Raw genomic sequence first — 13,870 nt, 5'->3', positions numbered from 1 at the left:
GATGTCCTCTCCCGTGTACGTTTTGCGGGAAAGGGTATCGGCTTTTGAGCCAATGTAAATCGCAACGCATGCGAAGCGCGCAGATCAGGGGCGCGGCGCGGTGCCCGTCAGGTCTCGGCCCCGACCGCGCCATCGGCCCTGCGCCGTTCGGTATCCGCACGGCGGCGCTTGCGCTTTTCGAGTTGCTCCACGGACGGAACAGCATCGTCGACAAGGTCGGCGAGCACGGCGCCGCGTTCTCCTGCCGGGCGAGCGGGGCCGACCGTGGTGTCGCAGAACGTCTGGCGCTCGATCTCGGCGTTGAGCAGCGCGCCGAGCAGCACGGCATAGGCCGACAGGAACAGCCACATCAGGAACACGACGATGGCCGACAGCGACCCGTACGTCGCGCTGTAGTTGCTGATATAGGCAACGTAGAGCGAGAAGCCGAACGAAACGGCCAGCCACAGCAGCGTCGCGAGGAGCGAGCCGGGCGCGAGCCAGCGCCACTTGGCGGGGCGGCGATCGGGACCGTACCGCATGATGAGCGCGAACCCCGCGCTGCCGAGGGCGACGGCGAACGTCCAGGTGAGCAGCTTGAACAGCATCTGCGTCGCATCGCCGAGGTAGATGCTCGTCTGCGTCTGCAGCCAGGCGAAGACGCCGCCCGACAGGACGCCGGTCAACGCCAGCAGGATCGCGGCCAGCGTCAGGCCGCCCGTGCGCAGGGTTATCGAGACGATACCGCGCGTCTCGCGTTCCTCGTTTATGATGTTGAGCGCGCTCATCATGCCGCCCGCCGCGCGCATGCCGCCGTAGACGGCGAAGAACAGGGCGATCACCAGCGCCAGGCCGGTGACGCCGGAATTGGTCGAGATGATGTTGAGCAACTGCTCTTCCAGCACCCGGGCGACGTCCGCCGGCACGACATCGACGATGCTGGCCATCTGCTTGCGCACCATCTCCACATCCGCAACCAGCCCATAGACCATGACGGTCGCCGCGATGAGCGGGGTCAACGCGAGGAATACGTAGAAGGCCAGGCCGGCAGACAGTAGTCCGAGTTCGTGGAAGCCGATCATGACCCACACGCGCTTCAACACCCGCAGCCACGCGGCGCGGGGCATTTTCCAGGGGCTGTTGGCGTCATGGCCCGGAATATCCTCGGCGCCTTTCGCATTCACCGCGACGGGTTCTTCCGCGATGGTTTTTGCGTTATTCATCATTGGCCTGTGTGAACGAGGGAACTTTCGCGGAGGCGATGCGATACGCATTTTCAGGAGGGGTCGGGCATGCCGGCCCGGCAAAGGGGTGATTCGTCGCGTTGTCCATGACTAGGCTAATTGACCACCGGGCGGCTTGTTCCCGCCGTCTGCGCCACGGGAGCGCAAGCACGGCCATCGCGATCGTTCTTGTTGCCGCGACCATGTCAGCCGCCGTGCCCGCACTGGCGCAGGACGCGCCGGCGACCGGCACCGCCGCGCCCGCTCCTGCCGCGACAGATGCGTCCGACCTCGAGGCGGGCAAGGTGCCCGTGCCGCCCCCGCCGGTCGAGCCGCCGCTCCCGCAGGTCGAGGCGATCATTCCGGACGCCGAGTTCAACTCCTCGATCCCCAATCTCGACGCTTCCGAGGATCCTGAACTCGACAAGCCTCTCGAATCGATCGAGGCTTTCGAGCGCCGCATCGCCGAGCAGCAATCGGGCGCGGCGCCGGAAGCGGGCCAGACCGCTCCTCTTGGAAATCCCGCTCTGGCGGATGGCGACGCGACCGAGGAAGTCGGCGATGCCCCGGTCCGCGATGCCGAACTGAACGCACCGCTGCCGCCGATCGACCAGTTCGAAGTCGCGCCCGTGAGGTTCGCGGAAGATGCCTCGTCGGACGAGAAAAGCCTCGAGGTTCGCTACCGCGTCGATCTTCAGGGCCTGGACCTTGCCGACAAGGATACCGAAACCAGTCTTAAGAGCGAGTTCAACGCCCTTTCCGCGCTCAAGAAGGGGAACGGCAAGGCGGCCAACACGGCCATGATCTCCGCCCGGTTGACCGAAGACAGCCAGTTGATGGAGACCGTGCTGGCCTCCGAAGGCTGGTACAGTCCCGTAGTGCGTACCCGGCTGGATGCGCCGGCAGATCAGACGAACCCCGAGATGGCCGCGGTGATCGCCGTGACGCCGGGCAAGCGTTACGTGTTCTCGGATATCGTCCTGAAGGCCGATCCCACCGAACCGCCGAACCTCATCGCCGACAACTTCGCGCTGAAGGTAGGCGAGCCGATCGTCGCGGAGCGCGTGCAGGGCGCAGAGGCGAAGATCGCGGTCGCGCTTCCCGAGAATGGCTACCCCTTCGCGGTGGTGGGCCAGCGGGACATTCTGCTCGACCAGGACACGGCCGAGGGCGTCTACACCCTGCCGGTGACGGTTGGTCCGCGGGGGCGCTTCGGCGGCTTCACCACCGATGGCGACCTCGCTTTCGACGCTGATCACATTCAGGTGCTCGCCCGTTTCAAGCGCGGCGAACTCTACGACAGCCGCAAGGTGGACGACCTGCGCAAGGCGCTCGTCGCCACGAGCCTGTTCTCCACCGTCTCGGTCGAACCGCGCAAGACGGGCGATGCCGTCGGCGACGGCACGCAATACGTCGACCTCTACGTCAAGCAGGACGCCGGTCCGCCCCGCACGATTTCAGGATCGCTGGGCTATGCGGCAGGCGAGGGCATCACCACGCAGGCGACCTGGACCCATCGCAACATGTTTCCGCCGGAGGGGGCGCTCATCGCCAATGCCATCCTCGGCACCCGCCAGCAGGGCGCCGGCGCGACGTTCCGCCGCTCGAACGCCGGCAAGCGCGACCGTACGTTCGAACTGGTCGCCGAGGCGTTCCACAACGACTACGACGCCTACAGCGCCTACACCGGCCGCATCGCGGCGCGCATCGCCCGCGATTCGACGCCGATCTGGCAGAAGCGTTACACTTACGCCTTCGGCGTCGAGTTCCTGGCGACGGCGGAAACCGATTACGATGCCGCAACCAATGGCCGCAAGCGCAACACCTACTACGTCGCAGGCCTGAACGGACAGGTGGGCTTTGACACTTCGGACGACCTGCTCAACCCGACCAAGGGTTACCGCGTGACCGCGCTGCTCCAGCCGGAAGCAACCGTGCGCGGAGGTTTCGATCCCTACTTCCGTGCGCGTCTCGACGCATCGACGTACTATCCGGTCAGCGACAGCCTGGTGCTCGCGGCGCGCATGCGCGTCGGGACGATCCAGGGCGCCGGCCTGTTCGACATCGCGCCTTCGCGGCGGCTCTATTCGGGCGGCGGCGGCTCGGTCCGCGGCTACGCCTACCAGGCGCTCGGCGAGCAGGCGCCCGATGGTAACCCGGTGGGCGGACGCAGCCTGAACGAAGGTTCGTTCGAGGCGCGCTACCGCTTCGGAAACTACGGCGTCGTCGCCTTCGTCGATGCCGGGCAGGCCTATGCCGAAACCATGCCGCAGTTCTCGAACCTGCGCTACGGCGTCGGCATCGGCGGCCGGTTCTACACGAACTTCGGCCCGGTCCGCCTCGACCTTGCGACCCCGCTGGGGCGCAAGCCGGGCGAATCGCGCTTCAATATCTACGTCTCGATCGGGCAGGCTTTCTGATGCCAGGCCTCGACGACATGAACCAGGGCACCGAACCGCAGGTGGATACCGTTTCGACCGAGCACTCCGGCTCCTTGCGCTGGCACAAGATCCGGGTGAGGGCACTTAAGACGATCGTCTTCGTGCTGCTGGCCGTGGTCGCCTTCGTGGTCGCGGTGGTGCTGGGCATCAACACCGGCCCGGGCCGCCGCTTCGTGGCCGACCAGATCGCCAGCCTCGAGTTCGAGAACGGCATGCGCATCTCGGTGGCGCGGATCGATGGCTCGCTCTACGGCAAGATGGTCCTGCGCGGTCTTTCGGTCCACGATCTGCGCGGCGAATTCCTCTATTCGCCCGAGATCCGCGTCGACTGGCGCCCCTTCGCCTACCTCGAGAACCACGTCGACGTGCGCAGCGCCACGGCGCAGCGCGTCGTGCTGCGCCGCTCGCCGCAATTCCGCGCGACCCCGCCGAGCGACGCGCCGCTCCTGCCCGACCTCGACATCGACATAGGCAACCTGCGCATCGACCGCTTCGTCGCCGAGCCCCCCGTCTCCGGCCTGCGCCGCATCATGACCGTCTCGGGCCACGCCCACATCGCCGACGGCCGCGCGCAGATAAACGCCAAGGGCGGCACGATTGCGGTGCCCGGCGTGAACGATGGCAGGGGCGGCGGCGACCGCTTCTCCGTGCTGCTCGACGCCGTTCCCGAACGCAACCGCCTCGGCATCGATCTCGACATGCAGGCACCCCGGGGCGGCCTCATCGCCACGCTGGGCGGCCTTGACGAGCCGATCACGCTCAAGCTTGCCGGCAAGGGTGACTGGGCGGCATGGAACGGCAACCTGGCCGCCAACCTCGGCGACGGCGATCTGGCGCGTCTGGCCCTCACGGCCCGCAACGGCACGTTCTCGATCAAGGGACCGACGCGGATCGCGCGGATGTTCACCGGCCCGACCGCCAACCTGCTCGGTCCGGTCATGAACCTCGACGTCGTCGCGGCGTTCGACAAGCGGCGCGCGGCTCTCTCGGGCATGATTTCCAGCGATGCGTTCAACCTGACGCCCAAGGGCGTGGTCGACCTGTCGGACAACACCTTCGACCATCTCAAGCTTGCGTTCGTGCTGCTCAAGCCCTCGGCCCTCGCCGAGAACCTGAGCGGCGCGGGGATCAACGCCAACCTCACGCTGGACGGCGCCTTCGCGACGCCCAGGGCGGCCTACCAGATCGCTGCCCGGCGTATCGTGATGAACGACATGGGGCTGGACAACCTCACCGCCAGAGGCGCCGCCACGGTCGATGCCGATCACATCCTCATCCCCGTCGCCGCCCGCGTCAGCCGCATCACCGGGCTGGACACCGTGGCCGGTGGCACGCTGGCCAACGTCAGCCTGAACGGCGACCTCGCCATCGAAGGGCCGCGCATCCTGTCGGACAACATGCGCATCCGTTCGGATCGCATCGATGCGAAGCTCATCCTCCTCGCCGACATGAGCAAGGGCCTCTACACCGGCGCGATCGACGGCCGGATCGACAACTATCGCGTCGACAGCGTGGGTATCTTCAACATACGCACCAACATGGACCTCAGGACCGAGGGCCAGGGCTTCGCGCTGCAGGGCACCGTGCGCGCCCGCTCGACGCGGCTGATGAACGAGAGCCTGCAGACGTATCTCGGCGGTAATTTCTCGGCGTCCTCCAACGTGCGCTACGGTTCGGACGGGGTGGCCCGTTTCTCCGCCGTTCGATTGAACGCGCCGCTTCTGCGCGTCACGAGCGGTCAGGGCAGCTGGTCCCCCGATGGGCGCATCTCGCTGGCCGCAAACGGCACGTCCACGCAATACGGCGCGCTGGGCGTGCGGGTGACGGGCACCATCCAGAACCCGGACGCCCACGTCACGGCCGAGAAGCCGGGCCTGGGAATCGGTCTCGCCAATCTCGATGCCAGGATCACCGGCGCTCGCGGCGGCTATCATCTGGATGCCAAGGCCGACACGGACTACGGCCCCCTGACTGCCGATGTGAACCTGGGACTGGGCGCCGCGACCTCGGTACAGATCAACAAGGCCAACCTCTCGGGCGTCGATTTCGCCGGACGCATCGTCCAGACGAAGAGCGGGCCGTTCTCCGGCCAGTTGACCGCGAACGGCAACGGCATCGGCGGACTCGTGCGGCTCGATGCCGAGGGCAAGTACCAAGCGGTGGACTTCAACCTCCGCGCGCAGAATGCCACGTTCGCGGGGCCCGCCAACCTGTCGATCGGCTCGGCCATCATCGACGGGCGCGCGGTACTCTACGACCAGCCCTACATCGTCGCCGATGCTCAGATCGCCGGGACCTCGATCGGCGCGCTCGACCTCGCGGCGGCCCGCGTGATCGTCGATTACCGCGACGGTCGCGGCAAGGCCAAGGCGCTTGTCGAGGGTGTCAGCGGAGTGCCGTTCCGCGTCGGCCTCAATGCCGACCTCCAGCCCGAACTGTGGCGCGTGGCGCTGCAGGGCAAGGTGCGCGGGCTCGACCTCAAGACCACCACGCCGGCCCGGATCATTCCGAAGAACGGAACCTACGAACTCCTGCCCACGCAGATCGCCTTTGGTGGCGGTAGCGCCAAGGTAGCAGGCACTTACGGCGACGGTATCAAGATCCAGAGCCGTCTCGAAGGCATAGACATGGCCATCGTCAATGCCCTTGCCCCGGGTTACGGCATCGGCGGCAAGGCAAGCGGCAGCTTCGATTTCGCGCAGGCCAGCTCCACGGCGTTCCCCCGCGCCGACGCACGCCTGACGCTCGACGACTTCACCCGTACCAGTTCCAGCGCCGTGAGCCAGCCCGTCGACATCAACTTCGTCGGCAAGCTGCTCGACGACGGCGGCGAGGCGCGCATGGTGTTCCGCCGCCGCGGCACGGTGATCGGCCGCATGGTCGCCAGCCTTAAGCCGCTCGGACCGGGAACGGGCTCGTGGAGCACGCGCCTGATGGAGGCGCCGCTGGGCGGCGGCATCCGGTACAACGGTCCCGCCGACACGCTGTTTTCCTTCGCCGGCCTTTCCGGACAGACGCTCTCGGGTCCGATCGGCCTGGCCGCCGACTTCTCGTGCCGCGTGTCCGACCCGTGCATCAACGGCGTCGTCCAGGGACGCGATCTGGTCTATGAAAACCAGGCCTATGGCACCCGTCTCAGTTCCATGGCGCTGGCCGGCAAGTTCACCGGCAGCACGCTGGAACTCACCTCGCTGACCGCGAAGGCAGGCGATGGCACCGTCAGCGCCAGCGGCAACGTCAGCCTTGCAGCCGATGCAGGCTATCCGATGGACCTCACCGTCAAGCTAGACCGGGCTCGGCTCGCGCGAAGCGACGCGCTTTCGGCCACCGCCACGGGCAACCTGCACCTCACCAAGGCGGCAGGCGAGACGGCGCTGCTGGCCGGCGAGATCAGGCTACCGGAGACACGCTACCAGATCGTGCGCGAAGGCTCGGCGCAGGTGCCGCGTCTCACCGGCGTGCGTTTCAAGCCCCCCGTCGGCCCTAAGCGGATCACCGGCGACGAGCCGGCGCCGACCGCCACCAGCGCCTTCGCTCTCATCCGCCTCGACCTGCGCCTGCGCGCGCCGGAAAAGCTCTATGTCTCGGGCATGGGCCTCGAATCAGAATGGAGCGCGGACTTCCGTATCACCGGCACCAGCGCCGCCCCGTCCGTCGCCGGCGAAGTAGAACTGGTCCGGGGCACGCTCGGCTTTGCCGGCAAGTCGTTCGAGATCACCAAGGGTCTCGTCTCGTTCACCGGCGGGAATACGATCGACCCCACGGTGGCGATCACCGCGACCGAGGATATCGATGACATCGCCGTGAGCGTGAACGTCAGCGGGCAGGCCTTCAACCCGCAGATCGACTTCTCGTCGACGCCCAGCCTGCCTGATGACGAAGTGCTCTCGCGCATCCTGTTCGGCAGTTCGATCGCCAACCTTTCGGCGCTCCAGGCGGTGCAGCTGGCCTCCTCGCTCAACTCGTTGCGCGGTAGCGGCGGCGGGCTCAACCCGCTGGGCAAGTTGCGTTCCGCAGCGGGCATCGACCGCCTTCGCATTCTCGGTGCCGACGAGGCGAGCGGACGCGGCACGGCACTGGCCGCCGGCCAGTACCTGACCGACGACATCTACGTCGAACTCATCACTGACGCGCGCGGCTTCACCGCCACGCAGCTCGAGGTAAGCGTCACGAAGTGGCTCTCGGTGCTTAGCCAGGCTGGCGGATCGGGCGTCAACAGCCTCAACGTGCGCATCAAGAAGGACTACTGATGCGTCGGCTTGTGATCCCGCTGCTTGCGGCTGCAGCGCTTCTCGGGGGCTGCAGCCGCAAGCCGGACTTCGACGAGCGCTATGACAGCGCAAGCAAGGCCATCGTCGACAAGGCCAAGGCGATCGATGCGCAGATCGCCGCGACGGGCGCGCCGCCGGTTGATGCCGACAGCGATATCGAGCGGGGCCCGGTCGCAAACTGAAACGCCCGGTTTACTTCTTGATGCTATGGGATTTCCTCTAGAGGCGCAGAGGGGAATATGCGTGCAGGAGAATGCAAACGGCGATCGCCTCAATCCGCGTCGCACGGTCCTGCTGCAAGCCCGCTGCCGCAAGTCGAGCTGGCACGTCTTTCCGGTCGAACTCGGCGACATCTCGCAGGGAGGCTGCAGCATCATCGGCAGCTCGGACGCCTTCGTGCCGGGTGAGAAGGTCCGCCTGAACATCGCCCACCTCAAGCCGATCGAGGCCCAGGTGCGATGGCTGCAGGAGGACAGGGTCGGCGTGGAGTTCGTCTCCGCGCTCAAGGACCGCGTGATCGAGGGACTCGGCGAAACCTACGGCATCACCATCACGCAGGCGTGAAATGGCAATCCCCCTGAGGGGCGTGCGCTCGTCAAATCTGTAAGGGGAGGTGGTGGACGCACTTTTTTTGGGCTCGAACCAAGGACCCGCTGATTAAGAGAAATAAGGTCTATTCAAGTTATTGAAATATCGTACTTTTACCCACTGTGCGGCTGGTTGAATTTTTTATCCAGCTTTCCAGTCGCATAGTTAAATTTTGAACCTTAAACCCCGCTATTTCCTGCGATTTTTGGTCCATGATCATATCCAAAATTAGCATGAACCCTCTGATAACGACCAAGAGGGTCTCCTGGCGTTTAGGGCTCCCAAGTCCTGCCAGAGCGCCAGCAAGACACGAACTCAGTGCCTTCCGCAAGCGCTAGAACTGGCCTGCTGCCGGTTTGGTGGACACCGAGATAAGGTGTTTTCACCTTTCGGAGAGCAGGAATGCAGAGAAGGAAGTTCAGCCGCGAGTTTAAGCTCGAGGCGGTAGATTGGTCCGTGAGCAGGGTGTTGCTGTTGCGCAGGCTGCTCGTGATCTGGATGTGCACGCGAATGTGCTGCGTAAATGGGTTCGGGAGTTATCGATACGGCTGCAGCGTGCTATCGCACCTGACGCTCTGACAATCAGATCATGAACGCGGACACGCTCCCCGATCCAGGGGGGCCAGCAATAGGCTACCGTCGCCTCGTCGATCGCGCCGGTACCGTGGGTCTTGTGGTGGTCGGTTGTATAACCCGACCCGGCGGCACTCGACCCTCGGCTATCTCAGCCCCATAGATTTCGAACGGGAAACTGGTGTAGCTTGATTGAGCCTATCTCGGTGTCCGCCAAACCGGCAGCAGGCCAAAGCTGCCATATTTGCCGAAATCCGGCTATGACCGCTTCGCCCGGAAGCGGTCATAGTAGCCAACCAGCTCAGCATCGGACAAACTCGCCAGCTTAGATGGGTTGGTGGTAAACTTCATTCTGGACCACCGTGGCGGGACGCAGGCTTCCGCTTGTACGGGAAGCCCCCGATGTCAGGTCACCACGGGATCGTCTGGTTGTCCCAGCGGGTGTATGTGCCGGATGGACCGTCCGGCCCGAACTTTGCAACGCGCACAACCTCGCGCGAACCGTCCTCCAAAGTGGCAAGGCCCTCATAATTGTTCAGCGCGGTGCTGGTGAATTCCGGTGACACGAGGTTGATCTTGATGTTGTCCTCCTCATGCTCGATCATCATGGACAGAGCGACGATTTCGAGCGCCGTTTTCGAGCCGGCGTAGGCGGGGCTATACCCCTTGCGATACGGGAATGCAGGATCCGCGTTCAATGTCAGCGAGCCGGCGCCGCTGCCGACATTGACGACACGCGCGTCCGATGAGAGCCGAAGCAGCGGAAGCACCGCCTGATAGACGGCTAGCGGCCCGAAGACATTGGTTTCCCAGATCGCGCGGACTTCTTCGAGCGGTACTACGGCCACGGAATAGTGCGACGCATAGTCCTCGAGGGCGATATCGTTGCGCGTCGACCGCGAGACCGCCGCATTGTTGACGAGCAGGTCCAGGCGGCCGAACTCGGAACGGATGCGCTCCGCGGCCGCGGCGATGGACGACGCGTCCGTCACGTCGAGTTGCATGGCAACGGCGCCTTCGCCGATCTCCCGTGCGGCCGTTTCGCCCTTGGCAGTGTCGCGCGCTCCGACGAGCACGGTGACCCCGTCTGCCGCAAGTTCCTTGGCGACCTGAAAACCCACACCCTGATTTGCGCCCGTGATGAGCGCGATCCGCTTGTGTTGCATTGGTCAGTCCTTATAGAAGTGGAACATGCTCCGTTTATAACCGGAACGTGTTCCGTTATGCAATGGGAATTGAGGTTGTCGGTCGTGACTGGAGAGAGTTCGGGAGAAAAGCCGACGCGACGGGTCCGGGCGGACGCGCAGCGCAACCTCATGACGCTTCTCGACGCCGCCAAGCATGTGTTTGCCGAAGCCGGGACCGAAGCGCCGGTGCGCGACATTGCCGAGCGGGCCGGTGTCGGGGTGGGCACTGTCTATCGGCATTTTCCGACCCGCGCCGATCTCATCGCCGCGGTGTTCGCGCATGAGATCGATGCGTGTGCTGATGCTGCCGACCGCATCGCGACCGGGCACCTTCCTTTCGAGGCGCTCGCTTTGTGGATGGGGGAATTCGTGAAACTGGCGTCAACGAAGCGCGGTCTTGCTCAGGCCCTGCACTCGGGCGATCCGGCATACGACTTCATGCCGGTGAAGAGAGAGCAGCGACTTTTTCCAGCGTTCCGCACCTTGTTCGATGCGGCCCTGGCATCAGGCGGAATTCGCCGGGACGTAAACGCGGATGATTTTCTCAACGCCGCCGCCACCTTGTGTGCGTCAGCGGGTGATCGCCCCGATCAGGCATTGGGACTGGTCATGCTGCTCGTCGATGGGCTCCGCTACCGCACAGGTCAGTAGACCCGCTCAGCGCATCTTGTCGTTGATGGGCGCGCTGCTGCCAGACAGGTCGATCCTTCGCTTTCGGGGCGCTGTTATATGCTGAGATCAACCTCGGTAACGCAGCTCACCAAGCAGCAGCCGAAAAGCCAGAGAGTTTTGCCGCCGGCTAGGGTAATAGAGGTGATAGCCGGCAAAGGGCGGGCACCATTCTGCCAACACGCGAACGAGGCGACGGTCGGACAGGTACTGCTCGATCTGGTCGATCGGGATCGACGCCAGCCCATGTCCTCCCAGTACGGCCTTTCGGATCATCCCAGGTGTATTGAACGTGAGGTTGCCCTCGACCCGCACATTGATCTCTCGCCCGTCCTTCTCGAACTCCCAGGCGTAGAGTCCGGCGGCGGTTGCGAGCCGCAGATTGATGCAGTTGTGCCGCACCAGATCCTGCGGCGTCTCCGGGATGCCGTTCCTCTCCAGATACTCCTGCGTCGCGACTACAGCCATTTGGAGGTCCGGGCCGATGCGGACGGCGATCATGTCCTTGGCGATAGCCTCGCCTATCCGCACCCCGGCATCGAACCGTTGGGCGACAATGTCAGCCAAGCCATAGTCGATGACCACCTCGACACTGATATCCGGATATTTCGACACCACCCGCTCGATCGCCGGCCACAGGATCTGCTCGGCCGCCGGTTCGGTGGACGTGATCCGAAAGTGACCTGCCGGCTTGTCGCGAAGGTCGCCAACCGCCTCGAGGCCGATTTCGATCTGGTCTAGGTGCGAACCCACCGCCTCCAGCAATCGCTCACCTGCTTCGGTTGGCGCGACGCTGCGGGTGGTCCGGGTGAGGAGCCGGATGCCTATCCGCTCCTCCAGCCCGCGCATCGTATGGCTCAGCGCTGACTGGGACACCCGCATCTTTGCCGCCGCTCTCGTAAAGCTCCGTTCGCGAGCGATCGCCACGAACGCGGCAAGGTCATTCAGATTCTCTTTGATCACACCGACCTCGAACCGCACTTGGCCAATTTTGTTTCATGAGCAGTCCTCATAACCGATTGCCGACTTTCATGTCTAATCCTGATCGAGGGACAGGTCTATCTGGCTGTCATCGAATGCGGGCGTGCCCGGCAGCAGTAGAAGGACGACATCATGAAAACACGTATTCTTGGATCTGAAGGCCTGGAGGTTTCGGCGCTCGGCCTGGGCTGCATGGGCCTGACGTTCGGCTATGGACCCGCAACCGACCTTTCCGATGGCATCGCCCTGATCCGTGCCGCCCACGAGCGCGGCATCACCTTCTTCGACAGCGCGGAAGCCTATGGCGCGGCCAATGAGGAGATGCTGGGCGAAGCCGTCGCGCCGTTCCGCGAACAGGTCGTGCTCGCGACCAAGTTCGGGTTCAAGGACGGCAGCCCCTCCGCCGGCCTCGATAGCAGCCCGGCGCGCATCCGCCTTGTTGCCGAGCAGTCGCTCAAGCGACTGAAGACCGACGTGATCGACCTGTTCTACCAGCATCGGATCGACCCGAACGTGCCGATCGAGGACGTCGCCGGGACGGTCAAGGATCTGATCGCCGAAGGTAAGGTCAAGCACTTCGGCATGTCCGAGGCGGGCGTCAGCAACATCCGTCGAGCCCATGCCGTGCAGCCGGTGACAGCACTGCAGAGCGAGTACTCGATGTTCACCCGCGAACTCGAGGATACGATCATCCCGACGTTGGAAGAACTGAACATCGGCCTCGTGGCGTTCAGCCCGCTCGGCAAGGGCTTCCTGACGGGTAAGATCGACGCCGGCACCACCTTCAAGGAAGGTGATGTCCGTGCCAACCTTCCGCGTTTCCAGGATGAAGCGCGGGAGGCGAACGCCAATCTGGTCAAGCATATCGGCGAGATCGCCGAGGCAAAGCAGGCCACCCCGGCGCAGGTCGCTCTCGCGTGGCTGCTCGCCCAGAAGCCCTGGATCGTACCGATCCCCGGCACGACCAAGATCAGCCGTATGCAGGAAAATGCCGGCGGCGCCGACGTCGAACTGACCAAAGCCGATCTCGACGCGCTCAGCGATCTGCTCGCCAAGGTTCCCGTGACCGGTGAACGCTACACGCCGGCGATGCAGGCTGCGATCGACCGCTGATTGGAAGTCGGGCGGCGGCAGCGCCGCCGTCCGACCCGCCTCACGCCACAAGGATAGAGATAATGAACACCCCCATGTTGGAGGGTCGGGTGGCGCTTGTCACCGGCGGTAGCAAGGGCATCGGCTTCGGCTCGGCCGAGCGCCTGATCGAGGAAGGCGCTTTCGTCTACATCACCGGCCGCGGCAAGGAAGCGCTCGACGGCGCAGTCGCTAGGCTCGGTGAGAATGCCGCGGGCTTCGAGGCCGACGCTTCGAGCAAGAGCGAGATGGCCGCGGTCGCCGAGGCGATCAAGCAGCGTCACGGCAAGCTCGACATCCTATTCGCCAATGCCGGCCTCGGCCACGCCACGCCGTTCCCCGACCTCACCGAAGCGCAGATCGACAAGGAGATCGCGGTCAACTTCAAGGGCGTCATCATCACCGTGCAGGTGATGCTGGATGTGTTGAAAGACGGCGCCTCGGTGGTGCTGAACGCCTCGATCACTGCGGACATGGGCCTGCCCGGCTTCGGTGTCTATGCGGCGACCAAGGCCGCGGTGCGGTCGCTGGCGCGCAGCTGGACCACCGATCTCAAGGATCGCGATATACGCGTCAACACGATCAGCCCCGGCGTCGTGCCGACCGAAGGCTATAGCGACGAGCAGGGCATGAGCCAGGCCGACGTCGATGCCTATGTCGAACGGGTGTCCAGGGAAATCCCCGCCGGGCGGGTCGGCACCTCGCGCGAGATGGGCGACGCGCTCGTGTTCCTCGCATCAGACGCCAGCAAATATATCCGTGGCATCGACCTGGTCGTCGATGGCGGCATGACCCGCGTCTATGCCGGCAAGGCTTGAACCACTCAA

At 64.6% G+C, this 13,870-nt stretch carries 10 protein-coding genes and 1 pseudogene; 8 read left to right on the top strand and 3 right to left on the bottom strand.

Annotated features, from left to right (window positions below; translation table 11 throughout):
* Positions 1-107: 107 nt before the first annotated feature.
* Positions 108-1,202 carry a YihY/virulence factor BrkB family protein gene (locus AC07M9_RS07930; protein ID WP_494882765.1) on the bottom strand — a complete coding sequence of 365 codons (1,095 nt, stop codon included), beginning with the start codon at positions 1,200-1,202 and terminating at the stop codon, positions 108-110.
* A 107-nt stretch (positions 1,203-1,309) separates the two neighbouring features.
* Between AC07M9_RS07930 and AC07M9_RS07925 the strand changes: the two genes are divergently transcribed.
* The 5 genes and pseudogenes from AC07M9_RS07925 to AC07M9_RS07905 all read left to right on the top strand — a co-directional run.
* Entirely contained in the window at positions 1,310-3,622 is a 2,313-nt protein-coding gene (locus tag AC07M9_RS07925; protein ID WP_494882763.1) for an autotransporter assembly complex protein TamA, read from the top strand.
* On the top strand, positions 3,622-7,893 hold the full coding sequence (locus tag AC07M9_RS07920; RefSeq protein ID WP_494882762.1) for a translocation/assembly module TamB domain-containing protein: 4,272 nt from the start codon (positions 3,622-3,624) through the stop codon (positions 7,891-7,893). The genes AC07M9_RS07925 and AC07M9_RS07920 overlap by 1 nt, the downstream gene beginning before the upstream one ends.
* Positions 7,894-7,904: 11 nt before the next feature.
* Positions 7,905-8,096: a hypothetical protein gene (locus AC07M9_RS07915; RefSeq protein ID WP_494882760.1), complete on the top strand. Its 192-nt coding sequence runs from the start codon at positions 7,905-7,907 to the stop codon at positions 8,094-8,096.
* Positions 8,097-8,157: 61 nt separating this feature from the next.
* A complete protein-coding gene (locus tag AC07M9_RS07910) occupies positions 8,158-8,478 on the top strand; it encodes a PilZ domain-containing protein (RefSeq protein ID WP_494882758.1) in 321 nt (106 codons plus the stop codon).
* Between the two features lie 426 nt (positions 8,479-8,904).
* A pseudogene (locus AC07M9_RS07905) lies at positions 8,905-9,044 on the top strand (transposase); the annotation flags it as partial.
* A gap of 441 nt (positions 9,045-9,485) precedes the next feature.
* Here the strand turns inward: AC07M9_RS07905 and AC07M9_RS07900 are convergent.
* Positions 9,486-10,241 carry an SDR family NAD(P)-dependent oxidoreductase gene (locus tag AC07M9_RS07900; protein WP_494882757.1) on the bottom strand — a complete coding sequence of 252 codons (756 nt, stop codon included), beginning with the start codon at positions 10,239-10,241 and terminating at the stop codon, positions 9,486-9,488.
* Positions 10,242-10,391: 150 nt separating this feature from the next.
* Between AC07M9_RS07900 and AC07M9_RS07895 the strand changes: the two genes are divergently transcribed.
* Positions 10,392-10,913: a TetR/AcrR family transcriptional regulator gene (locus AC07M9_RS07895; protein ID WP_494882756.1), complete on the top strand. Its 522-nt coding sequence runs from the start codon at positions 10,392-10,394 to the stop codon at positions 10,911-10,913.
* Positions 10,914-11,000: 87 nt separating this feature from the next.
* Here the strand turns inward: AC07M9_RS07895 and AC07M9_RS07890 are convergent, their stop codons facing one another.
* A complete protein-coding gene (locus tag AC07M9_RS07890) occupies positions 11,001-11,894 on the bottom strand; it encodes a LysR family transcriptional regulator (RefSeq protein WP_494883905.1) in 894 nt (297 codons plus the stop codon).
* 150 nt (positions 11,895-12,044) lie between these two features.
* Between AC07M9_RS07890 and AC07M9_RS07885 the strand changes: the two genes are divergently transcribed.
* A complete protein-coding gene (locus AC07M9_RS07885; protein WP_494882755.1) occupies positions 12,045-13,025 on the top strand; it encodes an aldo/keto reductase in 981 nt (326 codons plus the stop codon).
* 62 nt (positions 13,026-13,087) lie between these two features.
* On the top strand, positions 13,088-13,861 hold the full coding sequence (locus AC07M9_RS07880) for an SDR family oxidoreductase (RefSeq protein ID WP_494882753.1): 774 nt from the start codon (positions 13,088-13,090) through the stop codon (positions 13,859-13,861).
* Positions 13,862-13,870: the final 9 nt, after the last annotated feature.

It is taken from the genome of Novosphingobium sp. GW821-FHT09E05 (assembly GCF_059416165.1).
This window is presented reverse-complemented; position numbering and strand designations above follow the sequence as displayed.